Consider the following 25999-nt stretch of genomic DNA (forward strand, 5'->3'; position numbering starts at 1 on the left):
GCCCCTCAGATGACGAAGACGGACGACCCCGTCGTCTTGCGTGCTTCCAGATCGCGGTGCGCCTGCACGGCGTCTTCCAACGCATAGCGCTGGTGGATTTCGATCTTGATGCGACCGGCGGCGACGTGATCGAACAGCTCGCCGGCAAGCTCGGCTTTCTCGGCCGGATCGGCGATGTAATCGGCCAGGGCCGGACGCGTGAGGTACAGCGATCCCTTCATCGCCAGCAGCTGCGGGTTGAATGGCGGGATCGGGCCAGACGCCGTGCCGACGCACACCATCAGGCCGCGTCGCTTGAGCGAATCGAGCGAGGCATCGAAGGTGGCCTTGCCGACGCTGTCGAACACCACGTTGACGCCCATGCCATCGGTGAGTTCGCGCACACGCTTTGCAACGTCTTCGTGCACGTAGTTGATGACGTGGTCGCAGCCGTGCGCGCGGGCGATGTCCGCCTTGGCTTCGCTCGATACCGTGCCGATCACCGTCAGCCCGAGCAGCTTAGCCCACTGCGAGACGATCAGCCCCACGCCGCCGGCGGCCGCATGCAGCAGGATCGTGTTGCCCTTCGCAAACGGGTAGATGCGGCGCAGCAGGTAGGCCGACGTCAGGCCGCGCATGGTCATGGCGGCGGCGGTTTCGCACGCGATAGCCGCGGGCAGCTTGATGAGCGGTGCGGCCGGAATGAGGCGTTCGGTGCTGTACGCGCCCAACGTGTTGATGAAGCCCGTGTAGGTCACGCGATCGCCCACGGCGACATTGGCGACGCCATCGCCGACGGCTTCAACGATGCCTGCCGCCTCAACGCCCATGCCGGCCGGGCGCGGCACGGGGTAGAGCCCCGAGCGGAAGTAGGTGTCGGCAAAGTTCAGGCCGACGGCCTCGTGGCGCAGACGGACCTGCCCCGGGCCGGGTTGGCCGACTTCGACGGTCTCGCAGCGCAAGACCTCGGGGCCGCCGGTTTCATGAAAGCGGATTGCGGTTGCCATGGGTATCTCCTGGATTACTTTTTCAGATGTTCGGGGTGCGCGCCGCCCGCGCGCCTCGCTCAGGAGACGCGGTCAAAGCGGAGAGGGGATGGGTGCCTTGAAGGCGGCGCGCGGTTAGCGGAGCAGGGCTGTCATGCGGAAGCCACGGCGGCGGGTGCGGCGGAAGGTGCCGCGTCGATCGACACGTTGGCCACGCGCTTGAGTTCAGCTTCGTAGCTGCGTGCGGCCAGCAGGAAGCAACCCGCAGCCACCACGCCGAAGATCGGCATGACGGCCAGGGCGGTCTGCAGGCCCCATGCATCGGACATGGCGCCGCCCACAAACGGCCCGATCGCCAGGCCGAACAGGTTCTGGAACAGCGACAGCACCGCGGCGCCGGTCGAGCGCACGCCGGGGTGCACCACGTCGAACACCACGCTCGAAGCCGGCGCGACCGTGCACGTCATCAGGAAGCCGCCGAAGGCGATCATGAGGAACTGCTGGTTGGCCGGCATGGCGGTACCGAACGCCGTCATGAAGACGAGCAGCGTGACCACCGCCAGCACCGCCACCGCAATCAGCCGGTTGCGCTGGCGGCGTGCCGCAACCACATCGGCCACCACACCCCACACGAAGGCGCCCAGCGCGCCGCACAGCACCACCAGCGCGGCTTGCATGGCGGCGCGGTCCGGCGGCGTGCCGTGGTAGCGATTCAGGTAGCTCGGCAGCCACGACCAGATGGTCGACACGACGATCAACTGGAAGGCAGCGCCCAGGCACGTCCACCAGAGCGTGCGTGAGCTGGTCAGCGCGCCGGCCACGCGCTGCAGGAGCGTGCCTGCAGGCTGCCGCACGTGCCCGTTGCCCGGCGCGATCGCCACCGTTTTGTAATCCGGCACGAACACATACAGCAACGCCAGCACCAGCCCCGGTACGCCCACCACGCCGAACGCCGCTTGCCAGCCCCAGCGCGCTGCAATCACGCCGCCCAGCAGCACGCCCAACACCGAACCGACGGACGCCGCGGCAAAGAAGGCGCCCATCAGCGTGGCGCGCAGGCGTTTGGGGAACAGGCTGGCAATGAGCGCCGCGCCCACCGAGCCGTAGCCCGTCTCGCCCACGCCAACAATGGCACGCGCGGTGAAGAGCTGTGCGTAATTGCGCGTGAACATGCATGAGACCGTTGCGAGGCTCCATACGGTGGCCATCACGACGATGCTTTTGACGCGGCTGAAGCGGTCTGCCAGCAGCGCCACCGGCAAGCCGCCCACCGCCACCACGATCGAGATGACCGAGACGAGCGCGCCAAGCTGCTTGTCGGACAGCGCCCAGGCGGTTTTCAGATGCGGGAACAGCGACACGATGACTTGCCGGTCGATGTAATCGAACAGCATCAGTGCAAAGGTCATCGCAAACGCAAACCACGCCTGGGGGCGGCTGACGAGGTAGTCGTCGTGGTCTGCGCGCGGGTCGGCGGCATGCAGATTCATGGTTGTCTCCGAGTGGCGGCGCTTGCGTTGAGCGCCGCCTGTGTTGGCCCGGTGATGCTGCGGCGTTCAGTTTAAGCCGCGCGCAGCGGCAGGTTCTTCACGTTGGGGGCACGGTTGGGGGACATGCCGTTCTTCGCCAGCGTTTCTTCCACGCTGTCATATTGCACGCCAATGCGGTAAATGGCGCGGGCTTCCTTGCCGCTGGCAACCTCGCGGCCCAGTTCACGGGCCACGCGCACGCACTGCTCGATCTGCTGCACGGACGTCATGCGCTTGCCGTGCTGGTCGATGATCGTGTCTTCAATGCCGCACCGCGGATGCAGGCCCATTGCCATGGCCATCATGTTGAAGGGCAGCACGTTCTTGAGCAGCGACTCGGCCGTCAGCGTGCAGCCATCCGGGGCGCGGTGGATGAAGTTGAAGAAGTTGAACGGATTGGGGCCGTCGAAGCCGCCGCCAATGCCGATCCACGTCAGGTTGAGCGGGCCCTTGTAGACGCCCTTGCGGACGATGCGCTCCAGCGTTTCCAGGGCATGGATGCCGGTCAGCTGAAAGTGCGGCTGCACGCCGGCGGCCTGCAGGCGGCGCAGGTGTTCCTCCAGCCAGGCGGGGCCGGCGGGCACGGTCATCTCCGCATAGGCGGCGGCCAGCGCGGGGTTGGCCAGCGACGTGCCTTCCAGGTAGGCCGGATACAGCAGCTCCATGATGTTCATCTGCGTGGTGTTGACGGCCACGGTCACCTGGTCGGGCGCGGGCGTCAGGTCGGCCAGCATGTGGCGGGTGTCGTCCGACAGCCACTTGGCGGCTTGCCCTTCGTCTTCCGGCGCAAACGAAATCGAGCCGCCGACCTGAATGATCATGTCGGGCACCGCCGCGCGCACGCCGGCAATCAGCTCGTTGAATTTCGACAGCCGCTTGGAGCCCTTGCCGTCCAGCTCGCGCACGTGCAGATGCAGGACCGTCGCGCCGGCGTTGTAGCAATCGACGGCCTTCTGCACCTGTTCTTCCATCGTCACCGGAATGTCTTCGGGAAAATCTTCCGGCATCCATTCCGGGCCGTACGGCGCTACGGTAATGACAACCTTGTCCTGGTTTTCGGGGTGCAGCGAATCATCGAGGAATTGCATGTGGGGGCTCCTGTAGGGGATGTCTCGGCTGGACTTCACTATAGGGAAGCGGTAGCTTTGAATTTCTCATTTGGCGCCAAGTTTTTCTCTTTGTGCGCCATTCCGCGTAAACACCAACACGGCTCGGAGCGCCCGGAAATCGATGGAAACGATGGTGCGTGCCCGCTCGCTCAACGGCTACTTCCAGGTCGTGCGTCGGCTCGGTTTCAACCCGCAGGAAGCGCTTCGGCAGCTTGGGCTGGACCCGGCCAAGCTGGCCGATCCGGAGCAGCCCGTGCCGGTGGTGGCGACATGCCAGTTGATGGAGATCACTGCCGCGAGTGCCCCGTGTCCCACGCTGGGCCTGCAGATGGCCGAGGCCCGCCAGGAACTGGATTTCGGTGTGCTGGGGCTGCTGCTGGCGCATAAGCGCACGCTGCGCGAGGCGCTGCAGGCCATCATCCAGTACCGCCACCTGTTGAACGACGCGCTGGCGATCTACCTGGAATCCGACGGCGACATGGTGGTGATTCGCGAAGAGGTCATCACCGAGACGCCGGTGCCGCTGCGGCAGGCCAACGAGCTGGCCGTCGGCGTGCTCGCCCGGACGTGCAGTGCGCTGCTCGGCGTGCATTGGAAGCCGCGCAGCATTCACTTCTCACATACCGCCCCAACCGACCTCAGCCTGCACAGGCGCGTGTTCGGCTGCCCCATCGTGTTCGGCAGCGACTTCAACGGCATCGTCTGTGCGGCTGCCGATCTGGAAACGCCCAACCCCGCTGCCGATCCGGCGCTTGTGCGCTATGCGGAGAGCCTTGCGGAGCCGCTCAATGTATCGGCGCAGGAGGCGGTGGTGCAGGACGTGCGCCGCGCGATCTATCTGCTGTTGCCGTTGGAGCGTGCGTCGGTGGAGCAGGTGGCGGATCACCTTCACCTGAGCGTGCGCACGTTGCAGCGGCAGCTCGAATTGGCCGGCATGACGTTCTCTGACTTGGTGGAGGAGGTGCGGCACAACCTTGCCGTTCGCTACATGGCCAACCCCAGCTACCGGATCGGGCGGGTGGCAGCGCTGCTCGGCTATACGCGGCAGGCGTCGTTCACGCGCTGGTTCATCGCCCACTTTGGCATGACGCCGCGCGCGTGGCGCGATGCGCAGCGTGGTGATCGGGTTGGCGACGCGGCTCAGGCAGGCTCCAGCCCGGCCGACGCGTCATCCGCACGCGGCTGACGCGCCAGCCGCACCGCGGGCGATTGCAGGATGCACAGCAGCTGCAGCGCAAAGCCTGCCATCGCCACCAGCAGGCACGCCCCGACACCGGCATGTGCCGCAAGCCACGCGGCCATGGCCGCACCGACCGGCCGAGCGCCATACGACATCACGTTGACTGCGGATACGCGCGCCAGCAGCGCAGGCGGCGTCACCGTCTGCCGCAGCGTGGTCGTGCTCACCACCCAAAGAATCGGCCCACAACCGAGCAGGAAGAAGCCGGCCTGAGCCAGCGCAGGCCACGGCTGCCACAGCGTGGCCGCAAGTAGCATACCGCCCGCCAGTCCGCATACGGGGCCTGTCGCCACCACATGACCGAAGCGCCAGCGCGCGAGAATCCGCGCGGCCAGCAGCGCACCGATCACCATGCCCGCGCCGTACATGCCGAGCGTCAGCCCGATCGCCTGCGCAGAGAGATTCAACCGATGCGCCGCATACGGAACGAAGATGGCCGACACCATGAAAAAGGACATGGTGAAGACGAGCTGCGTGATGAATACCGGCCGCAGCAGCGGATGCTGAAACACGAAGCGCGCGCCTTCCGCAATGTCTTGCAGCGGATGCGCTGCGCGCGGTGCCGCAGGCTCCCGAGCGGACACGCCGGCCAACATTGCCGACGCCATGGCCGACAACGCCGCCGCCAGCACGAACGCCGCCATCGCGCCCGTCCAGCCGATCAACGCACCGCCGATGGCCGGGCCGCACGCAAATGCAACCGTGCGCGCCAATTCGATGCGGCCGTTTGCGCGTGCGAGCATCGCGGCCGGCACGAGCGACGGCACCAGCGCCGGGGCTGCCACGCTGAACACCGCCGTGCCGCACACCGCCACAAAGCCGAGCACGCCCAGCGCCGTCAGGTTCAACCGCCCGGCCATCAGCAGCCCCGCCACAGCAAACAACGCCAGTGCGCGCACCGCCTCCGCGCCGGCCATCAACGCGCGCTTGGGCCAACGGTCCGCCAGCATGCCGATGGGAATGGCAAACAGCACGAAGGGCAGCGTGAGCGCCACTTGCAGCCAGCTCGCCGTGCTGGCGTCGGCATGCAGGGTGAGCACAGCAACCATTGGCATGGCCGCCAGCGCAATCTGCTCGGCAGACTGGGCGGCCAGGTTGGAACCGGCCAGCCGGTTGAAGCCCGGCGGCAGGCGGTCGACAGCAGGGACATGGGGATCGGACATCGCACACTCCTGAAAACGTTCGCTCAGGGTAGGGGCGGCGATGTCTGGATGCGCTCCGCTTCTTGCGGGCAAATTCGGAGCGCGACCGTGGCTACAGGATGGGCGCGAACAGCTTGGCCACGTGCATGATCACGCGGCGCAGCGGGTGTGCGTGTTCGTATTCGTCACGGCCAACGCGGGCGGCTTCGGCAAAATCGGCTTCGAGCATCTGCGCGACGTCGTTGGCGAAGCGCGAATCGGCGGTCATGATCATCAGCTCGAAGTTCAGGCGGAACGAGCGATTGTCGAGGTTGGCGCTGCCCACGGCGGCGGCCTCGTCGTCGATCAGGACGACCTTCTGGTGCAGGAAGCCGGGCAGGTAGCGGTAAATCTTCACGCCCGCGCGGATTGCCTGATACGCGTACAGCGAGGACGCCAGGAACACCATGTGATGGTCCGGCCGCGACGGGATCAGGATGCGCACGTCCACGCCGCGCAGCACGGCCAGGCGCAGCGCGGCAAACACGGCTTCGTCCGGAATGAAGTACGGCGACGTGATCCACAGCCGCTTGCGCGCCGACTGAATGGCTTCCATGAAGAACAGCGAGCAGGTTTCCTGCTTGTCGGCCGGGCCGCTGGCGACCACCTGGCAGACCATGTCTTCTTCGGGCCGCAATTCGGGCACGATCAGCTGCGGCACTTCGCGGGCGGCCCAGTACCAGTCTTCGGCAAAGGTGAGCTGCAGGTCCATCACCGCGGCACCGACGATCTCGATATGCGTATCGCGCCACGGTGCAAGCGGCGGCTTCTCGCCCATGTATTCGTTGCCGACGTTGTGGCCACCAACGTAAGCGCGCTCGCCGTCCACCACGACGAGCTTGCGGTGGTTGCGGAAGTTGAGCTGGAAGCGGTTGACGAACCCGGCGTGCGTGGAGAACGGCTTGGCGTGCACCCCGCCTTCGACGAGCCGATGCACATAGTGGCGGGGCAGCGCGTGGCAGCCGATGCTGTCGAAGAGAAAGTACACGCGCACCCCGGCCCGCGCGCGGTCGAGCAGCAGGTCGGCCAGTCGGCGGCCGAGCGTGTCGTCGTGCACGATGAAGAACTGCACGATCAGCACCCGGCGCGCCTGTGCAATGGCCGCAAAGATGGCGTCGAAGGTTTCCGCCCCGTTGACGAGCAGCCGCACGCGGTTGCGTGCCAGGCACGGTGTGCCGGTCAGGCGCGGCAAGGCCTGCATGCAGGTGTGCTGCGGCGCGATCACGCTCGATTCGTGGTCGCGCAGGCGGCGCCAGTCGTCGGACAGGGTGATTTCTCGCAGGCGGGCGTTGTGAAAGCGGCGTGCATCCACGTAACCGGCAAAGGTGCTGCGCCCGAAGATCAGGTACGGGATCAGCGTGAATTCTGGCAGCGTGACCAGCGAAATGGCCCACGCGATGGCGCCCTGCGACGTACGCACGGTCAGCACGGCATGCATGGCGGCGAGCACGCCCACGCAGTGCACAAGAAAGAGAAAGGCGGCAAATGCCGTGGTGTTGGTCAGCATCGAACGCAGCGGGAAGAAGGCGCACCGTGGGCCATTTTGACACGCCGCAGGTGGCGTCGGACAAACACGGATATTGCCGCGGCTGCCAACTCGCGTAGTCTGGCGGGGCGGTCGGCCTAGGCACGCCGCATGCTGGTGTGAAGTCGACGTCCTGTCGACGCGCCGTCTCCAACACGATATCGAACATGCAACGGCACCCGAGGAACTTCCCGATCGCGTATCTGCGCGCCTGGTTTGCCTGCCTGGCGATCGCGCTGCTGACCGGCTGCGCCAGCCTGCCCGAGCACGTCGACCGCCCCGTCACGACGGCACTGCCGAACGCCGAGTCGGCCACCTCGCTGGGGCGCCTGGCGCAGACGAATGCGCCGTCGGCGGATGTGTCGGGCTTCCGGCTGATCCCGTCGGGCGAAGAAGCCTACGCCACGTTGCTGACCCTGTCCGACCGCGCCGAGCGCACGCTGGACTTGCAGTACTTCATCATTGAAAGCGACAACAGCGTGCGCGAGTTGATGCGTCATGTGCTGGCCGCCGCCGAACGCGGCGTGCGCGTGCGCATGCTGGTCGACGATCTGCACAGCGACGGGCGGGATCTGGCGTTCCTCAAGTTCTCGTCGCACAAGAACATCGACGTACGCCTGTTCAACCCGTTTCCGGGCGGCCGCATGTCGAACGTCACGCGGTACCTGAGCGGCGCCGCCGAGTTCCGGCGCGTCAATCGGCGCATGCACAACAAGGCCTTCATTGCCGACAACGCGCTGGCCGTGACGGGCGGACGCAATCTGGGCGCCGAGTATTTCACGCAGAACGAGACCACCAACTTTGTCGATCTGGACGTGCTGGCCGCTGGGCCGGCGGTGCGGCAATTGTCGTCGGCGTTCGATGCGTACTGGAACAGCGAATTTGCCTATCCGGTGCAGGCCTTGGCGCCCGAGCCGAGCACGGCGCATCCGCCCGCACAGAAAGACGGCAACTATCCCGCACCCGTGACGATGCCGAACCGGCCGGAAGGGCCGCCCCAGCGTATCGACGTGCCGACTGGGCCGATCGACATGGGCTCCGGTTCCGGCAAGGCGCAACCTGACCAGGCAACCTCGAAGCCCGAACAGCGCCGCAACCAGACCGACCTCGCCAAGCCGGCGCCGGGGCAGCCCTTGCCGCTCAAGCCTGCGCCGCGCGACTGGTTCCTCGCCGACCAGATCGCCCGCGGCCGGCTGCGCCTGGAGTGGGCGCCTGCGCAGGTGATTGTCGATCGTCCGGCCAAGGTGTCGGGCGACAAGGTGGAACCCGGCGGCGAGCGACTTGCCCAGACGCTTCTGCGTCTGATCGACGAGGCCAAGCGCGAGGTGGTGCTGATCTCGCCGTACTTTGTACCGGGCAAGGGCGGACTCGAAGTGGCCAAGCGTTTGCAGGATCGCGGGGTGCGGCTGCGTGTGCTGACCAACTCCCTGGCGGCAACCGACGCGCCCATCGTGCATGTGGGCTATGCCAAATATCGCGGCGAGTTGGTCGACGACGGCGTTGAACTGTACGAACTGCGGCCGACGCTGGGCGATCGCCCAAAGATGTTCGGCACGTTCCGTTCGTCGCAGGCGAGCCTGCATGTGAAGTCGATCGTGGTGGACCGCAGCACGCTGTTTGTCGGCTCCATGAACATCGACCCGCGCTCCATCGGGTTGAATACCGAAACGGGGCTCATCATCCGCAGCCCGGTCCTGTCGGAAGCGGTGGCCAAGCTGTTTGACGACTCCGTTCGCGACAGCGCCTATCGGGTGACCAAGGAAGACGGCCGGCTGCGCTGGACCACGCGGCAGAACGGCAAGGACGTGGTCGTCGATCACGAGCCCGAAGTGGGCCTGGGCCGCCGGACGTGGATCCAGTTGCTGGCGCCGTTTACGCCGGAAGAGCTGCTGTAGGGCCCCAAAAGAAAAACGCCGCGAAGGGCGGCGTTTTGCAGCGCAGGCCAGGGGTTGCCCGGCCGGTGCTTCTTTACATCTTCTGCTTGGTGTTGTCAGCGGCGCTTTCGAGCTTCTGGCCACCCGTCTGGATGTCCTTGCCCATGCCTGCCATCGTGTTGCAGCCAGCCAGAACGGCGCAGCCCAGGGCCAGCAGTGCGATCAGTTTCTTCATCTCGATCCCCTTGTGAGCCGTGCGGTATCCCGCACGATGTTCGCGTGATTGCCACCAAGGCGGTGGCGTAACCCGCATTTTAGTGCCACCCCGCGCACGTGGGGTGCGTCCGCCACATCTTTTTTATCGCCTTGCATATCACTTGCGGCGCATTCCGGACATTCGGGACGCTGCCCTCTATTTCCGCCGTCGGCTGCCGTTAGCACCTTTGGGAGTGAGTGAACAGGGTGCCCGAAGAGCGGCGCTGGAAGACCGTTTCAGCGTTGCGCGGCCCAACCATGCAGGGGAAAAAGACATGTGGAAGTGGATGGACACAAGCATTCGCACGCGGCTGACGTTCCTGGTCGCGGTATTTGCAGTGATGATTGCCGTGGTCGGCTTCGCGGGTATCACCACCGGCCGGGCCACCAACGACGATTTGCGCGCGGTGTACCTGGAAGACGCCAAGGGCTTGGACCTGCTGGCGAAAGACACCATCAACCTGCTGTGGGCGCGCATTCACCTGACGAATTTCGATTCGGTCTCGTCGCCGGAAGAACTCAAGAAGCTGCTGGCCGATGCGCACACCATGGTCAACTCGGCCAACGATGCGTGGGCCCAGTTCATGAAGCTGCCGATTCCGGATGCCGATCGCGCGCAGCTGCAAGCCGCCGACGCCGCCCGCACCAAGTTCGTCAAGACCGCGCTGGAGCCGGCCATTGCCGCGCTGGAGCGCAGCGACCTCACCACGTACCGCGAGCTGAACACCAACCTGGTGCCGAAGCTCTTCGTCGATTACGACACGGCGCTCGGGCCGCTGGTCGGGGCGCGCTTCAAATACGGTCAGCAGCGCTTCGACCATTCCCAATCGCGCTATGCGATGAGCATCTGGGTTTCCGGTGGCTTGCTGGCCGCCGCGCTGGCGCTGTCGATCGTGGCGCGCGGCGTGCTCAGCCGCACCGTGGTGCGTCCGCTGGAACGTGCCATTCAGGTCTTCGAGCGCATGGCATCGGGCGATCTTGCCGCGCGCATGGAGGGCCAGACCGCCGCCGGCCGCCGCGATGAAACCGCCCGCCTCATGCACGCCGTGTCGTCCATGCAAACGAGCCTGCAGCAGATCATCGGGCAGGTGCGCACCGGCTCGGATTCGATCGCCAGCGCCACCAAGCAAATTGCAGCCGGCAATGCCGACCTCTCGCAGCGCACGGAGCAACAGGCCTCGTCGCTGGAGGAAACCGCTTCCAGCATGGAAGAGCTGACCAGCATCGTGAAGCAGAACGCCGACAACGCGCGTCAGGCGAGTACGCTGGCGGTCAACGCGTCGGACATCGCCGTCAAGGGCGGGGAAGTCGTGGGGCGCGTGGTGGACACCATGGCCGGCATCAACGAAAGCAGCCGCAAGATCGCCGACATCATCGGCGTGATCGAGGGCATTGCGTTCCAGACCAACATCCTGGCGCTGAATGCCGCGGTAGAAGCCGCCCGCGCTGGCGAGCAGGGCCGCGGTTTTGCCGTCGTTGCCGGCGAGGTGCGCAGCCTCGCGCAGCGCAGCGCCACGGCTGCCAAGGAGATCAAGGAACTGATCGGCGATTCAGTGGGCCGCGTGCAGAACGGCTCGACGCTGGTGGCCGAAGCCGGTACGGTCATCGAGGAGGTGGTCGTGGCCGTGCGCCGCGTGACCGACATCATGGGCGAGATCAGCGCTGCGTCGGAAGAACAGAGCAGCGGCATCGAGCAGGTCAACCAAGCCGTCACGCAGATGGATCAGGTGACGCAGCAGAACGCCGCGCTGGTCGAGCAGGCTGCGGCCGCAGCGGAATCGCTGGAAGAGCAAGCCGAGGCGCTGCGCAGCGCAGTGGCAGTCTTCCGCGTCGAGCACGCATAAACCGCTCGGCACACCCAGGCGCCAGCAGCGCCCTTCCGCTTTGCACGCGGGAGGGCGTTTTCCTTTACGGCATCAGATCGCGCGCGCGCTCGGCAATCACGTCTTGTGTGTCGTCGATCCAGCGCGCCGGGAAAGGTTGCGACAGCAAATAGCCCTGGATGACGTCGCACCGGCAGGCGCGCAATGCGTCGAGCTGCGCGGCGGTCTCCACGCGCGTAGCGGTGACGGGCACGCCCGCACCATGCGCGGCCGTCACCAGGCGTTGCAGCATGGTCTGATCGCTCGTGTTGGTCACGGCGTTGACGACGGCCTGATCGAGCTTGACCTGATCCGGGCGGAAGGTCGACAGGCAATCCAGGCTGTGCGCAGTGGCCCCAAAGTCTTCCACTGCCACGCGTGCGCCGCAGGCGTGCAGCGCTTCCACCGCCTTTTGCGCGGCGCCGTTGGCACGGTGCAGCGTATGTTCGGAAATCTCGAAGACGAGTCGCGTGGTCGGCACCGCGTGGCGCGCGGCAATGTCGCGCACCACATCGCTCAATTGCGGATCAAGCAGCTGCGCAACCGACAAATTGACGGCCGCATGCACGCCGGGCTGATGCCGGCTGTTCCGCCCCGCGCGCTGCGATTCTTCGCGCAGCAGCCCGGCCAGCATTTGCGCGGCGTTATCGAGCACCCAGTGGCCTACCTGGCGGATGTCGCCGGTCTGCTCCAGGATCGGCAGAAAAGCGGCCGGTGCCACGCCGCCCAATTCCGGAGAGATCCAGCGCAGCAAGAATTCGTAGCCGACGATCCGTCCGTCGGTCAGGCTCAGTTGGGGCTGCAGGTTCAGGCTGAACTGGCGGCGCGCGAGTGCATGGCGCAGTTGCGCAGCCAGGCGCGGATGCTCGGCGATGGCGTCGTATCCGTCGCTGTGGCTCGAATTGCCGGTATCGCCTGAAGCGCCAGTGCCGCTGGCCGTGCGCGGGGGCATGGCCGCCGGGGCATACAGCGCAGGGCTTTGTTCGGCACCGTGCTGCACACCGTAGAGCGCGCGGTCGGCCTGTTCAATGAGTCGCGCTGCATCGCTGGGCATGCTTTCGAAAAGCGTCATGCCGATGCTGCACGAGCAGACCAGCTCGTAACCGTGCGTGATGAAGGGCCGTGTGAGCGCCGCAGAAATACGCCGCGCGAGATCGTGCACATCCTGCACTGAGGCGAAATCTGCGCAGGCAACGGCAAATGTTTCGGGGCCGATGCGCCCGACGATGGGGGCGATGCCATTCGCGGCCGGCACGCTCAGCGCTTCAAGGCGCGACGCGCATTCGACGATGACGTCTCGCGCCGCCAGCGGCCCGAGGGTGTTGGTCGCCTCGGCAAAATGGTCGAAGCCGATCAGCAGCAGCGCGCCGATGGCATCCGCGCGTGCGGGTTGCGGCATGGCAGCCAGCAGCTGGACGAATCGCTCGCGGTCCGGCAATCCGGAGATGGGATCCAGACTCGATGGCGCGGCAGACCTTGCGCGGCTCATAAATGGGGATCGTCCTGCAAATGCCTTTAAAACGGAAATGCGTGCGCTGGATGCACTGTCAATTGTATAGCTTTGTCACAAGCAAGCCTGCGGCATCATAAGCGGAAAGTCGGCCATGGTGGCCGTTTCCCGGCATGTTTTCGTGTGGATCGGGCAGGCTTTTTTAACGTTTAGCAGCAATTAATTCTGATCAAAGCGATACGAATATCAGTTCTGTCTGCACGTTACACCATGCGCTGGCCGCCCCAAAGCAACTGTTCATAGATGAAGCACTGCAGCAGCATTTTTTGCGCGGCCAGCAGTTCGACGAACTCCACGCCGTATTGGTAGACGTTGGGCAGGTCGGCCGGTTTTTCACTGCGTACCAGGGCGGCCGCCACCAGCTCGGAGTGGTAGTCGCGCGTTTTGACGCGAAAGCGCAGGCGCGCGGGGGCTCCGCTGACTTCCAGCCGATGCGCCGAGCGGAACGACGCGCCCGTCGTGCTGATGTCGGAAATGTGGATCATGCGCGGTGGGTCGCCGCTCACCAGCATCTTGCCCACCACATTGGCGCGCACGCGCAGCGATTTGCGCAACGTGCGGTTCTTGATCCGGCGTGGCGGCGACAGTACGACGTATTCGAACGGAATACGGCATACCGCCATGACCGTGCACTCGAAAGTGGCAATGCCTTCGCCCGAGAAGGCGTGAATCTCCACCAATTCATCCTTGACCGGCATGACCGTGCGGCCGCCGTCGGTGGGCATGGTGATGAGCAGATGCCGCTGCGGGCTGTACCCCATGACGCGCGCGGCACCTTTGGTCTGCCCGGCGCCTGCGGTCAGGCGCACGGTCAGCATGCCGCCCGGGCGCAGGCCCAGCAGCTCCATCGCGATCGTGCGTTCGCCGTCAGGGTCGTCGGCCATGTCCGGGAACATCGTGTTCGGGAACTGCGTATTGGCAAACGCCGGCGCGGGCGCGGGCGCGGGCGTGCCTTCCGCCTGACGGTGCGGGCGGTGCAGCGTACACAGCAGGTCGATTTCCTCCGGCGAGTGGATGACGTCGCCCTTCGGGACGAGCAACTGCCCGTCGGCGTCAAGCATCGGCCACGGCAGGGGAATCGCAAGCGGAATGTCGAGAGGTTGAAGTTCGAGCATGGCAATGGGGAGCCCACACCCGCGCGGGGCCCCACGTTTCTATACGGCCAAATGTTGCACAACTTTAAGCGCACTTATTGTGCAGAGGCTGGCACGCGAGTTGCGGCCCGGCAGCCATGATCGAGCACAATGTCGGTTCCAAAGTGAACGGGGTCAGCGCACGCATGGCGTCTCGGCGGCATTTCTGGGCAGCAGTGGAGCAGTTTGCGCGCTATATCGTGATCGGCGGCGGCGCAACGCTGGCGCACTATGTGATCCTGTTCGGGCTGGTGCAGGTGGGCGTCTCGCCGTGGCGGGCGTCGGTGGCGGGCAGCGTGATCGGGGCCACGCTCAATTACTTCATCAGCCGGCAGGCCGTTTTCAACAGCACGCGCGGGCATATCGGGGCGATGGTGCGGTTTGGCCTGGTGGCCTTTCTCGCGCTTGGCTGCAACGCCACCATCATGGCCATCGGCTTGGGGCTCGGGCTGTATTACCTGATCGCCCAGGTGTTCGCCTCGGCCAGCACGGCCGTTTTCAACTTCCTCGTACACCGGCACTGGACGTTCCGCGACGCCGACACCGTCGGTGCGCCAACGGAGCCGCAACCGGACATCGTGCTGGAGCGGCCCCCGCGCAAAGGGCCGTGAGCGGCCCCGCGGCGTTAATGCCGGCTTGCCACGCTTTGCAGACCCGTGGCGGGTTCCGCCACAAACGTGACTTCGCCGATACCGTCCGTTGGCGGGATGGGGCTGTCGTCGCGCAGACGTTCCACGACCAGCCGCACGTCAATGACATCGGCCACGCCGGACGCTTCCAGCGAAACAAGTGCCGCCAACTGCGCAATCGCAAACGTATCCGCGAGGAGGGGCGTGTCATCGTGCAGATCGCCCGCCACGCGTGCTTGCCCGGGCTGGCCGTCGGTGCGGGCCGGATGCTGTGCCGTCTCGCGCGCGCGATAGGCGAAATAGGCATCGGCAAAGTGCACGCGGTGCGCATCGAAGACGCGCACGGCGGCGGTGAGCGCATCGTCGATCCACGCTGGATCGACCGGTTTCGCGCCCGGTTCGGTATTTTCGGGCAGGCCCGCAAGCTTCAGCGCATAACGATGCGTGTGCGTGCCGGGGGCGACAAAGCTCAATTCCATACAACCTCCCACAACCGCGTGCGGATATGCCGCGGCTCGCCGTGTCTGACCTCGCCCCCCGAAGCGATAATGAAGAATAGTAACGGAGCTGCCCGGTTGCGCGTTTCGTCCTTCCGGATGAGGTCAGGGGCTTTGTCTGCACCTTCAGACATGAAGTGTGGAGAGGGCCGCACGCGGGGGTGGCAAACGGTTGCGTGGTGGCCGCGGCAGCCAGACCTAGCCGAACGGCTAGCTCCCTCGCAGGGGCGACCCGTGTAGAGTTGTCGCCTGTCCGGCGACGCTGGACAGGTGTCGACAGTCGCCGTCGACAAACGCAGATGGGAATGACGCGGGGCGCGTTTCCTTCGCGTCATTTCGCGTACGAGGGGACCCCAAAGCGCGTGTGCGGTCCATGTCCCCTCGCGGGAAGGGATTGCCCCGTTAACTCGCGGCTTCTATAGTCCGCCTCGATTCGTGCGCTTGCAACGCACCAAGGCCTGTTTGCCGGCTGCCAGCCGGGCTACGCAGGCCACGAGACCGGTTACGGGGATCACGCCAGCAACCACCGCAGGGGCCAAGCGCAAAGCATTGCGTGAGGGAGCATCTGCGGCGCAACGGCCATCACACCAGCACCCCCCCGGGACTGCCGCATTCGCGAAACAGCATCGCCATGCTTGAGGACCACCACTTGTATAAGGCTGCGATCGAACATTCGCCGATAGGAATCGGCCTGTGCGCGCCGGAGGGTCGCTTCCTCGACGTGAACCGTGCGCTGTGCGCGCTGACCGGTCACGAAGCACAGGCGCTGCGCACGCGCGATCTGTTCGACCTTTGCCACCCTGATCACACTGAACGTACGCGACATGGTGTCGAGTCGCTGCTCGCCGGCCAGCGCGATGCGCTGTCGATGGAAACGCGCCTGGTGCGCCAGGACGGTACCACCGTGTGGGTGCAGACCGACGTGGCGGTGGCGCGCGATGCTGGCAGCCAGCACCTCGTCGTGCAGATGCAGGACGTGACTGCGCGGCGCCTGGCGCTGGAATCGCTGCGCGCGTCGGAGCAACGGCTGGCCTATGTGCTCGACGGCGCGGGGCTGGGTACGTTCGACTGGTCCACGCGCGCACGGCACGTGTCGTTCAACCGCCGGACGGCCGACATGCTCGGCTACGAGCCGACGGATCTGCCTAACGATCCGGATGCCTGGTACGCCATGGTGCATCCGCAGGACGCCGCCTTGAGCGCACGACGCATCTATCGCCATATGCGCGGCGATGCCGACAGCTTTGAAGTCGAGCAGCGCATGCGCGCGCGCCACGGCCAATGGATCTGGGTGGCCGCGCGTGGGCGCGTGACCGAGCGCGATGCCCGGGGCGTGGCCACACGCGTGAGCGGCACGCTGCTCGACGTGACGAAGCGGCGTGCGGCGCTCGATCAGGCACATCACCTCGCGCTGCATGACCCGCTGACGGACTTGCCGAACGCACGCCTGCTGCGCGATCGCCTGTTCGTCGCCATTCAGGCTGCGCGTCGCGCGCGGGGGCAGGTCGCCGTGGTGTTCATTGATCTCGATCGCTTCAAGCCCGTCAACGATGAGTATGGCCACGCCGTGGGCGACCTCGTCCTGAAGGCGACGGCCATGCGCTTGCGCAGCGGGTTGCGCGCCTCCGACACGGTGGCGCGGCTGGGCGGCGATGAATTTGTCGCCGTTCTCACGCACTGCGCCACGCGCGAGGATGTCACGCAAACCGTGGAACGCCTGATCGAACAATTGCAGACGCCGTTCCGGGTGGAAGGCCATGTGCTGTCGATGGGCGTGAGTGCCGGCGTGGCGTTGTACCCCACCGACGGGCATGACGCGCAGACGCTCATCCGCAATGCCGACGCCGCGATGTATGAAGTCAAACGTGCCGGTGGCAATGGCCTCGGCTTCCATGCCTCGCTCAACTACGAGCGGCTGATGGGCATGCGCTCGCGCAATCGCGATCTCGACGGCGAAACCGACGCGCGCTGATCTGCTACCGCGCACCCAAATAAAACGGCCCGCCGCAAGGCAGGCCGTTTTTTCTTCCAGCGTTGCAAACGCTCGAAACTCAGAACGTGTACCGCAAGTACAGCTCGTTCAGATCCGTGCCCGGGTTCGGGCGCTTGATCGACGCATTCGACAGGTGTTCGAAGCGATAGCCCATCTGGAATTGCTGCTTGCTGCCGAAGGCCACGCCCACACCGATCATGTCGGAGAACTGGAAGGCCGTGCTGAAGTTGTGTTCATCCGACGTGCGGGTGTGCGAGAGCAGGCGCGGGCCAATGCCAGCTTCAATGAACGGCACCCAGGAGCCGCCGCGCTTTTCGATGCGGAACAGCGGCGTCACGCCAAATTCGGTCAGGTTCTGGCGGTTGGTGCCCTTGGTCGAGCGCCATTGGCCCAGAGCCACTTCCCAATCCAGGTTCACGAACCAGCCTTGCGGGTTGCCCCAGTGGAAGCCCGAATCGAAATCCAGATCGACGCCGTACTTCTCGATGCCGTGACTGTTGTCCCGGCCGTAGATGGCGCGCACGGACGGGTCAGCCTGCGCAGGCAGAGCGGCGAACAGCGTGGCGGCGCCCAGGGCGGTGGCCAGCAACTTGGCGGAGCGGGGAAGCGCGGATCGGATCATCAGAGAGAGAGCGAAATCAGTTGAACGGCGCGCGTGAATCGGGGCAACAGCGTCGGCAACCACGCGCGCGGCGGACATGGTGGCAGGCAAACGGACGGTCGGGATCGCACCGGGGCGGGCTTGCAAGGCACCCGACGACGCAATTTGCGCGCCTGCTGCTGCACCCGCCGGCCCACATGATCGGGACGGTCCGAACAAATTCCGACGATTATAGGGGGAACTATCCGACTGCGTGCGTGCTTACGCACAAGGGGACATTGCCGGCGGCGAAACGTCGTCGCCCACCGGCCATGCCAGAAGGGTTATTGGGCGGCGGGGGCGGAAGCCGGCTGCAGCGCCGCCTTGCCGACCACCGGCACCTCGCCGTGCCATCCACCGCCCAGCGCCTTCACCAGCAGCACCGCTGCCGAATACTGCTTGCCCTGCAGCGTGAGCAGCGTGCGCTCGGCACTGTAGGCCGTGGCTTGTGCGGTGATGACTTCCAGGAAGCTCACCGTGCCGGCGCGATACCGGTTCAGGTTGAGCTGGGCGGCTTCCTGCGCGGCCTTGACGGCATCGGCCTGTACACCAAATTCCTGGGTCTGCCAGCGCAGCGCGGCAAGGTTGTCCTCGACATCCTGGAACGCGCCGAGCACGGTCTGGCGATACGTTGCGACCGATGCATCGTAAGCAGCGCCGGCCTTGTCGACGGCAGCGGCACGTGCGCCGCCATCGAACAGCGTGGCCGCCAGCGTCGGGCCGATCGACCAGACGCGGCTGGGCAGCGTCGCCAGGCGTGACAGTGTGTTGGCCGCCAAACCGGCCGATGCCCCCAGCGTGAGCGTGGGGTAGTAGGCGGCCTTGGCCACGCCGATCTGCGCGTTGGCGGCAGCCATGCGGCGCTCGGCGGCGGCAATGTCGGGGCGGCGCTCCAGCACGGCCGATGGCACTTCCAGCGGAATGGCGGGCAGCGCCGGCAAGTCGGCCACGCTGGTGGCGGTGGCCGGGGCCAGCGAGAACTCCGCCGGCGGTTTGCCGATCAGCACCGCAATGGCGTGCTCAAGCTGTGCGCGGGTGACTTCGGTATCCAGCAGCAGCGCCTGCGACTGCTTGAGCTGCGTCTGCGCGGTCAACACATCCGAGCGCTGCGCCACGCCCACGGCATACTGGTTTTGCGTGAGCTTCAGGAAGCGTTCGTAGTTCGCAACGGTGCGCTGCAAGACGGCCTTCTGGGTATCCGTGACACGCAGTTGAAAATAGTTCTGCGCAAGCGTGGCCTGGGCCGACAGCAAAGCGGACGATAAATCGCCTGCGCTGGCTTGCGCGCTGGCCTTGTTCGACTCCACCGATCGGCGGATGCGGCCCCACAGGTCGAGTTCCCAACTGGCGTTGAGCGATAGGTTTTGCGCGTTCTGCAGGCTCGGGTTGCCGGTCGACAGGCTGCCATCCGGGTTGACCGACGTGCGCACGGAACGGCTGCGCGTGGCCGACGCACTGGCCCCCAGCGTCGGGAAGAACGAAGCCTGCGCCGATTGCACCAGCGCCTGGGCCTGGCGGTACTGCGCCTCGGCCACCAGGATGTTTTGGTTGGCGGCCGCGACTTGTTCCTCCAGCGCGTTCAGCTGCGGGTCGTTGAAGATCTCCCACCACTTGCCGCGGGCGATGGCGTCGCTCGGGTCGGCGATCTTCCAGTCGCCGGCTTCCTTGTATTGCTGCGGCACTTCGGCGTCGGGCCGCTTGTAGTCAGGCCCGACCGCGCAGGCCGAGACGAGCGCGCACGCGGCCAGCGCGAGCAACGAGGTGCGAAGGGCTTGAGTGCCTCTTGTCATGTTCAGCTTCCTTGCGAATCCAATGCGGGCAGCGGTGCGTCTTTGCTGCGGCCGGCGCGACGCAGGCGCAGCCGGTCGAGCGCCAGGTAGACCACCGGCGTGGTGTAGAGCGTGAGGATCTGGCTGACCAGCAGGCCGCCGACGATGGAGATGCCAAGCGGTGTACGCAACTCCGCGCCGTCGCCGTGGCCGAGCGCCAGGGGGAGGGCGCCCAGCAGCGCAGCCATCGTCGTCATCAGGATCGGCCGGAAGCGCAGCACGCAGGCGTGGAAGATCGCATCCGCCGGGCTCATGCCCTGGCTGCGCTCCGCCTCGAGCGCGAAGTCGATCATCATGATCGCGTTCTTCTTGACGATGCCAATGAGCAGAATCACGCCGATCAGCGCGATGATCGAGAAATCCGTGTCCGTGATGATCAGCGCCAGCAGCGCCCCCACACCGGCCGAGGGCAGCGTCGAGAGAATCGTGATGGGGTGGACGTAGCTCTCGTACAGGACGCCCAGCACGATGTAGATGGTAATCAGCGCAAACAGGATCAGCACGGGCTGGCTGGAGAGTGAATCCTGGAACGCCTTGGCGGTGCCCTGGAAGCTGCCGTGCACGGAGGACGGCACGCCGATGCGGTTCATCGCGTCCTGGATGTCCTGCGTGGCGCCCGACAGCGATGCCCCCGGCGCGAGGTTGAACGAGATGGTGCTCGCCGCAAACTGCCCCTGGTGGTTGACCGCCAGCGCCGTGTTCGTGGGCTCGTAATGCGAGAAGGTCGACAGCGGCACCTGCGCACCCTTCGAGGTGATGATGTAGATGTCGCGCAGGCCGTCGGGGTTTTGCCAGTACTGCGGCGCGGCTTCCATCACAACGCGGTATTGGTTGAGCGGGTTGTAGATGGTCGATACCTGGCGCTGCCCGAACGCGTTGTTCAGGGCGTTGTCGATGTCGGCCGGATTGATGCCGAGCGATTTGGCCTTGTCGCGGTCGATGACGAGTGATGTCTGCAGGCCCTTGTCCTGCGTATCGGTGTTGACGTCCGTCAGCGACTTCACCTGCGTGAGCGCCTGCTTGATCTTCGGATCCCACGCGCGCAGCTCGTTCAGGTCGTCGGCCTGCAGCGTGTATTGGTATTGCGCGTTGCTGGCACGACCCCCCACCCGGATGTCCTGTACCGATTGCAGGAACAGGCTCGCGCCCGGTTCACCTGCCAGCTTGCCGCGCAGCCGGTTGATGATCTGGTCGGCCGACATCTTGCGCTCGGCCAGCGGCTTGAGCTGAATGAACATCTGCCCGGTATTGCGCTGACTGCCGCCTGTAAAGCCCACCACGTTCTCCACCGCCGGGTCTTGCCGCACGATGGCGATGAAGTCGGTCAACTTGGTGCGCATCGCCTGGAAGGAGATCGACTGGTCCGCCTGGATGAAGCCCATCACCCGGCCGGTGTCCTGCTGCGGGAAGAACCCCTTCGGCACGATGATGTACAGGTAGACGTTCAGGCACACCGTGGCCAGCAGGATCAGCAGCGTGAGCCAGCTGTGCCGCAGCGCCCACGCCAGCGAGTTGCGGTAGAGATCGAGCAGGAAGGTGAAGAAGCCTTCGGTCTTGCGGTGAAACCAGCCGTGTTCTTCCTCGGCGGCGGGCTTGAGCAAGCGTGCGCACATCATCGGCGTAGTCGTGAGCGATACCACCAGCGACACCAGGATGGCTACCGACAGCGTCACCGCAAACTCACGGAACAGCCGGCCGACGATGCCGCCCATCATCAGCAGCGGGATGAACACGGCAATCAGCGAAAAACTCATCGACACCACGGTGAAACCGACCTCGCGCGCGCCCTTGAGCGCAGCCTGCATGGGCCGCATGCCGTTTTCGATGTGGCGCGAGACGTTTTCCAGCACGACGATGGCATCGTCCACGACAAAGCCTGTCGCCACGGTCAGCGCCATCAGCGAGAGGTTGTCGAGGCTGTAGCCACACAGGTACATCACCCCGAATGTGCCGATGAGCGAGACCGGCACCGCCACGCTCGGAATGAGCGTCGCCCGCACGTTGCGCAAGAACAGGAACACCACCATGATCACCAGCGCGATCGACAGCACCAGCGTGCGCTCCACATCCTTGAGCGAGGCGCGGATGGTGGGCGTGCGGTCCATCATCACATCGAGGTTGATCTGCGCGGGAATGGTGTTGCGCAGGTACGGCAGGATGTCGTTGATGCGGTCGACCGTGTCGATGATGTTGGCGCCCGGCTGCCGGCTGATGATGAGCAGCACCGAAGGCTTGCCGTTGGCCGAGCCGTAGTTGCGGATGTCCTGCACGCTGTCGGTCACCTCGGCCACGTCGGCCAGCCGCACCGGCGAGCCATTGCGCCAGGCGATGATGAGCGATTGGTATTCGACGGCCTTCTTGGCCTGGTCGTTGGCGTAGATGGTCCAGACGCGGTCGCCGGATTCCATCATGCCCTTGGGCTTGTTCGCGTTCGTGCTGGTGATGACGGTGCGCACGGTCTCCATCGAGATGCCGTACTTGTTCAGCGCCATCGGGTTCAGCTCGACCCGCACCGCCGGCAGCGACGCACCGCCGATGGTGACCTGGCCCACGCCGTTGATCTGCGACAGCTTCTGCGCAAGGATGGTCGAGGCCGCGTCGTACAGTTCACCGCGCGACTTGGTGTCGGACGTCAGCCCGACGATCATGATCGGCGCGTCGGCCGGGTTGACCTTGCGATAGGTCGGGTTGCTGGGCAGGCCGGAGGGCAGCAGGCTGCGTGAAGCATTGATGGCCGCCTGCACATCGCGCGCCGCGCCGTCGATGTCGCGCGACAGATCGAACTGCAGCGTGATCCGCGACGAACCGAGCGAACTGGACGACGTCATCTCAGTAATGCCCGCGATGCGGCCAAGCGAGCGCTCCAGCGGCGTCGCCACGGTGGCCGCCATGGTCTCGGGGCTGGCACCCGGCAGCGATGCGCTGACCGAGATGGTCGGGAAGTCCACCTGCGGCAGCGGCGACACCGGCAGCAGGCGGAACGCCGCGATACCGGCCAGCGCCACACCGATGGTCAGCAGCGCCGTGGCCACCGGCCGTGCGATGAAAGTGGCGGACAGGTTCATCGCGGCCCGCCAGATTCGTTGGCGCCGGCCGCACCGTGGCGTCGGGCGGCTCGGCGCGCGCGCCAGTCGCGCATGCGTGCGCCAAGGTTGTCGAAGGCCAGATAGATGACCGGGGTGGTGAACAGCGTCAGCACCTGGCTGACCAGCAGGCCGCCCACCATCGTGATGCCGAGCGGCTGGCGCAGCTCGGAGCCCACGCCGGTGCCGAGCATCAGGGGCAGGGCGCCCAGCAGCGCGGCCATGGTCGTCATCAGAATCGGGCGGAAGCGCAGCAGACACGCCTGGTAGATGGCATCGCGCGGGGCCATGCCTTGCTCGCGCTCGGCCTCCAGGGCGAAGTCGATCATCATGATCGCGTTCTTCTTGACGATGCCGATCAGCAGGATGATCCCGATGATGGCAATGATGCCCATGTCCTTGCCCGACACCAGCAACGACAGCAGGGCGCCCACGCCGGCCGACGGCAGCGTCGACAGGATCGTCACCGGGTGAATCGTGCTTTCGTACAGCACGCCCAGCACGATGTACATCGTGATGATGGCCGCAAGGATCAGCCACAGCTGGTTCGACAGCGACGCGCGGAACGCCAGCGCCGCGCCCTGGAAACTCGTCTGCATGCTGGCCGGCAAGCCGATTTCCTCTTCGACCGCATTGATGGTGTCGACCGCTGCGCCCAGCGATGCACGCGGCGCCAGGTTGAACGAAATGGTCGCCGCCGGGAACTGGCCCTGATGGTTCACCACGAGCGAGCCGGGCTGCTCCACCACCGTGGCAAACGCGCCCAACGGAATCTGCTGGCCGCTGCTGGATGCCACGTGCAGGTCATACAGCGATTGCGGCCCCAGCTGCATCTTCGGGTCGGTTTCTAGCACCACGCGGTATTGGTTCGATTGCGTAAAGATGGTCGACACCAGGCGTTGGCCATAGGCGCTGTACAGCGCGCTGTCGACAGCCGCCATCGTGATGCCGTACACCGCCGCCTTGTCGCGGTCGACCTGCACGTAGGCGCGCAAGCCGTTGTCCTGCAGATCGCTCGCCACATCGCGCAGCTCGTGGGTCTGCTGCAGGCGTTCAACGAGTTTCGGCACCCACTTCGAGAGGTTGTTCGGGTCTGGGTCTTCGACGGTGAACTGGTACTGTGTGCGGCTGACGCGGTCTTCAATCGTCAGATCCTGCACCGGCTGCATGTACAGCGAGATGCCCGCCACCTTGGCCAATTCGGGTTGCAGGCGCTGGATGATCTCGGTGGCGTCGGCGTCGCGCTCATCCTTCGGCTTGAGGTTGATCAGCATGCGGCCGCTGTTGAGCGTGGTGTTCACGCCATCCACGCCGATGAACGACGACAGGCTTTCCACCGCCGGATCTTTAAGCACCACCTCGGCCAGCTTCTGCTGACGCTCCGCCATGGCCGAGAACGAGATCGACTGCGACGCATCCGAAATGCCCTGGATCACGCCCGTGTCCTGCACCGGGAAGAAGCCTTTGGGAACCACGACATACAGCAGCCCCGTCAGCACCAGCGTGCCGATGGCCACCAGCAGTGTCGTCTTCTGCCGGTCGAGCACCCATTGCAGCATGCGGCCGTACCGCGCGATGACGTTGTCGAAAAATGCGCCCGCAGCGTGATAGAAGCGCGATTGCTCGGCTTCGGGAATGTGCTTGAGCAGGCGTGCGCACATCATCGGCGTAAGCGTGAGCGACACCACGGCAGAGATCAGGATCGATACCGCCAGCGTGATGGCGAATTCGCGGAACAGCCGCCCCACCACATCGCCCATGAACAGCAGCGGAATCAGCACCGCGATGAGCGAGAAGGTGAGCGAGATGATGGTGAAGCCGATCTGCTTGGAGCCCTTGAGCGCGGCTTCCATCGGCGGGTCGCCGTCTTCAATGTAGCGGGCGATGTTTTCGATCATGACGATGGCATCGTCCACCACGAAACCCGTAGCGATGGTCAGCGCCATCAGCGTGAGGTTGTTGATCGAAAAACCCGCCAGGTACATCACGCCAAACGTACCGATCAGCGACAGCGGCACCGCCACCGCCGGAATGACCGTGGCCGGCACGTTGCGCAGGAACAGGAAGATCACCATCACGACCAGCGCCACGGCGAGCATCAGCTCGAACTGCACATCCGACACCGAGGCGCGGATGGTCGTGGTGCGGTCGGTCAGCAGCGACACTTCCACGTTGCCGGGCAGCGTCTCCTTGAGCTGCGGCAGCAGGGCCTTGGCGCGGTTGACCACTTCGATCACGTTGGCGCCCGGCTGGCGCTGCACGTTCAGGATGATGGCGGGTGTGGTGTTGGACCACGCGGCCAGCTTGCTGTTTTCGGCGCCGTCAACGATCTGCGCCACATCGGTCAGGCGGATGGGCGCGCCGTTCTTGTAGGCGACGATCATCTTGCCGTACTCGGCAGCCGACTTGAGCTGGTCGTTCGCGTCGATGGTGGAGGCGCGCGCCGGGCCGTCGAAGCTGCCCTTGGCGCCATTCACGTTGGCGGTGCCGATGGCGGTACGGATGTCGTCGATCGACAACCCCAGCGCCGCCAACGCCGACGTGTTCGCCTGGATGCGCACAGCCGGCCGCTGCCCGCCGCTGATGCTGACCAGGCCGATGCCCGGCAACTGCGACAGCTTCTGCGCGATGCGCGTGTCGACCAAGTCTTCCAGCTTGGGCAGCGGCATCGTGTTGGAGGTGATCGCCAGCGTGAGAATCGGCGCGTCGGCCGGATTCACCTTGCTGTAGATCGGCGGCATCGGCAGGTCGTTCGGCAGCAGGTTGCCGGCCGCGTTGATGGCCGCCTGCACCTCCTGCTCGGCAATGTCGAGCGAGAGCGACAGATCGAACTGCAGCGTGATGACCGAGGCGCCGCCCGAGCTGGACGACGTCATCTGCTTGAGACCCGGCATCTGCCCGAACTGGCGTTCGAGCGGCGCGGTGATGGACGACGTCATCACATCGGGGCTTGCGCCCGGGTACAGCGTCGTGACCTGGATGGTCGGGTAATCGACTTCGGGCAGCGCAGAGAGCGGCAGCATCCGATACGCCACCAGGCCCGAGAGCAGGATGGCGACCATCAACAGCGTGGTCGCCACGGGCCGGAGGATGAAGATTCGGGAGGGATTCATGCCAGCTCGGAACAGAAGACTTCGTCAGGCGC

Annotated in this window: 18 protein-coding genes; 5 read left to right on the plus strand and 13 right to left on the minus strand. The window is 65.5% G+C overall.

Features of this window, described 5'->3' with window-relative positions; all coding sequences use genetic code 11:
* Positions 1–5 precede the first annotated feature (5 nt).
* From R2676_RS06595 to R2676_RS06605, 3 genes are all read right to left on the minus strand, one after another.
* Positions 6–986 (minus strand): quinone oxidoreductase family protein, encoded by a 981-nt coding sequence (locus tag R2676_RS06595; RefSeq protein WP_206273544.1) that lies wholly within the window; start codon positions 984–986, stop codon positions 6–8.
* A gap of 131 nt (positions 987–1117) precedes the next feature.
* Positions 1118–2455: an MFS transporter gene (locus R2676_RS06600; RefSeq protein WP_206273543.1), complete on the minus strand. Its 1338-nt coding sequence runs from the start codon at positions 2453–2455 to the stop codon at positions 1118–1120.
* A 71-nt stretch (positions 2456–2526) separates the two neighbouring features.
* A complete protein-coding gene (locus R2676_RS06605) occupies positions 2527–3582 on the minus strand; it encodes a beta-keto acid cleavage family enzyme (protein ID WP_206273542.1) in 1056 nt (351 codons plus the stop codon).
* A 142-nt stretch (positions 3583–3724) separates the two neighbouring features.
* Between R2676_RS06605 and R2676_RS06610 the strand changes: the two genes are divergently transcribed.
* Positions 3725–4789, plus strand: coding sequence for an AraC family transcriptional regulator (locus R2676_RS06610; protein WP_206273541.1), 1065 nt, complete (start codon positions 3725–3727; stop codon positions 4787–4789).
* On the opposite strand, the gene R2676_RS06615 is transcribed toward R2676_RS06610, so the two are convergent.
* Positions 4744–6006 (minus strand): MFS transporter, encoded by a 1263-nt coding sequence (locus tag R2676_RS06615; protein WP_206273540.1) that lies wholly within the window; start codon positions 6004–6006, stop codon positions 4744–4746. The two genes, R2676_RS06610 and R2676_RS06615, sit on opposite strands and share 46 nt — an antisense overlap.
* Positions 6007–6097: 91 nt before the next feature.
* Entirely contained in the window at positions 6098–7531 is a 1434-nt protein-coding gene (cls, locus tag R2676_RS06620; protein ID WP_206273539.1) for a cardiolipin synthase, read from the minus strand.
* A 185-nt stretch (positions 7532–7716) separates the two neighbouring features.
* On the opposite strand from cls, the gene R2676_RS06625 reads away from it, so the two are divergent.
* Complete coding sequence (locus tag R2676_RS06625; protein WP_206273538.1) at positions 7717–9444, plus strand: phospholipase D family protein; 1728 nt, start codon at positions 7717–7719, stop codon at positions 9442–9444.
* A gap of 73 nt (positions 9445–9517) precedes the next feature.
* Here the strand turns inward: R2676_RS06625 and R2676_RS06630 are convergent, their stop codons facing one another.
* Positions 9518–9658: an entericidin A/B family lipoprotein gene (locus tag R2676_RS06630; protein ID WP_206273537.1), complete on the minus strand. Its 141-nt coding sequence runs from the start codon at positions 9656–9658 to the stop codon at positions 9518–9520.
* A gap of 295 nt (positions 9659–9953) precedes the next feature.
* Here R2676_RS06630 and R2676_RS06635 point away from each other — a divergent pair, with 295 nt between their 5' ends.
* Positions 9954–11522, plus strand: coding sequence for a methyl-accepting chemotaxis protein (locus R2676_RS06635; RefSeq protein WP_206273662.1), 1569 nt, complete (start codon positions 9954–9956; stop codon positions 11520–11522).
* A gap of 64 nt (positions 11523–11586) precedes the next feature.
* Here R2676_RS06635 and R2676_RS06640 read toward each other — a convergent pair whose 3' ends face one another.
* Together R2676_RS06640 and R2676_RS06645 are read right to left on the minus strand one after the other, a co-directional pair.
* Entirely contained in the window at positions 11587–13029 is a 1443-nt protein-coding gene (locus R2676_RS06640; RefSeq protein ID WP_206273536.1) for an EAL domain-containing protein, read from the minus strand.
* A gap of 224 nt (positions 13030–13253) precedes the next feature.
* Positions 13254–14165 (minus strand): flagellar brake protein, encoded by a 912-nt coding sequence (locus R2676_RS06645; protein WP_206273535.1) that lies wholly within the window; start codon positions 14163–14165, stop codon positions 13254–13256.
* A 116-nt stretch (positions 14166–14281) separates the two neighbouring features.
* Here R2676_RS06645 and R2676_RS06650 point away from each other — a divergent pair, with 116 nt between their 5' ends.
* The gene (locus R2676_RS06650; protein ID WP_206273534.1) at positions 14282–14794 is read left to right on the plus strand and encodes a GtrA family protein; all 513 of its coding nucleotides are present in this window, start codon (positions 14282–14284) and stop codon (positions 14792–14794) included.
* Positions 14795–14808: 14 nt separating this feature from the next.
* Here the strand turns inward: R2676_RS06650 and R2676_RS06655 are convergent, their stop codons facing one another.
* Positions 14809–15291 (minus strand): hypothetical protein, encoded by a 483-nt coding sequence (locus R2676_RS06655; RefSeq protein ID WP_206273533.1) that lies wholly within the window; start codon positions 15289–15291, stop codon positions 14809–14811.
* 649 nt (positions 15292–15940) lie between these two features.
* On the opposite strand from R2676_RS06655, the gene R2676_RS06660 reads away from it, so the two are divergent.
* Positions 15941–17281, plus strand: coding sequence for a diguanylate cyclase domain-containing protein (locus R2676_RS06660; protein ID WP_206273532.1), 1341 nt, complete (start codon positions 15941–15943; stop codon positions 17279–17281).
* Positions 17282–17360: 79 nt separating this feature from the next.
* Here the strand turns inward: R2676_RS06660 and R2676_RS06665 are convergent, their stop codons facing one another.
* The 4 genes from R2676_RS06665 to R2676_RS06680 form a co-directional block, all read right to left on the minus strand.
* Positions 17361–17924, minus strand: coding sequence for an acyloxyacyl hydrolase (locus R2676_RS06665; protein ID WP_206273661.1), 564 nt, complete (start codon positions 17922–17924; stop codon positions 17361–17363).
* 302 nt (positions 17925–18226) lie between these two features.
* Entirely contained in the window at positions 18227–19732 is a 1506-nt protein-coding gene (locus R2676_RS06670; RefSeq protein WP_206273531.1) for an efflux transporter outer membrane subunit, read from the minus strand.
* Positions 19733–19734: 2 nt separating this feature from the next.
* Entirely contained in the window at positions 19735–22836 is a 3102-nt protein-coding gene (locus tag R2676_RS06675) for a multidrug efflux RND transporter permease subunit (protein WP_206273530.1), read from the minus strand.
* Positions 22833–25967, minus strand: a complete 3135-nt coding sequence (locus R2676_RS06680; protein WP_206273529.1) for an MdtB/MuxB family multidrug efflux RND transporter permease subunit — start codon at positions 25965–25967, stop codon at positions 22833–22835. Before R2676_RS06680 ends, R2676_RS06675 begins: the two co-directional genes overlap by 4 nt.
* Between the last annotated feature and the right edge of the window lie 32 nt (positions 25968–25999).

This window comes from Ralstonia flatus, assembly GCF_958439105.1.
GTDB lineage: Bacteria > Pseudomonadota > Gammaproteobacteria > Burkholderiales > Burkholderiaceae > Ralstonia > Ralstonia flatus.